Origin of the sequence: Psychrobacter sp. AOP3-A1-26 (assembly GCF_052378235.1) — a bacterium.
In the GTDB taxonomy this organism is placed as follows: domain Bacteria; phylum Pseudomonadota; class Gammaproteobacteria; order Pseudomonadales; family Moraxellaceae; genus Psychrobacter.
This window is the reverse complement of sequence record NZ_JBQSXN010000225.1, coordinates 1-363: the sequence shown is the minus strand read 5'-3', so window position 1 is coordinate 363 and position 363 is coordinate 1. Positions and strand designations below refer to the sequence as shown.

Sequence of the window (363 nt, the reverse complement as noted above, 5' to 3'; positions counted from 1 at the left end):
ATTATGGTTAACCTTTAGAAAAAGCTTGACGCTCAAAAATAGGCTGCTATAATACGCAGCCTATACAGAGATAACCCTGTAGCCCAATTCGATAATGTTTAGTAGTATAAACCTTATCACCTAACACGCCGGTGTGATGGAATTGGTAGACATGACGGATTCAAAATCCGTTGCCTTTAAAAGCGTGTCGGTTCAAGTCCGACCACCGGTACCAATTAGCAGTACAAGCAAGTCCGAGAATGACCGATTAGCCCTTATGTTTAATAGCATAAGGGCTTTTTTGTGTCCGTAGCTGTCTGTATTTGTCTGTAGTAAACTGAGATTAATAACAGTAAACTAGATAGTAATTGCGCTTTTTACTGT

At 39.7% G+C, this 363-nt stretch carries 1 tRNA gene; it reads left to right on the top strand.

The features are described from left to right. The first annotated feature begins 127 nt into the window (after positions 1 to 127). Positions 128 to 214, top strand: a tRNA-Leu gene (locus tag ACT3TU_RS14395). The last annotated feature ends 149 nt before the right edge of the window (positions 215 to 363 follow it).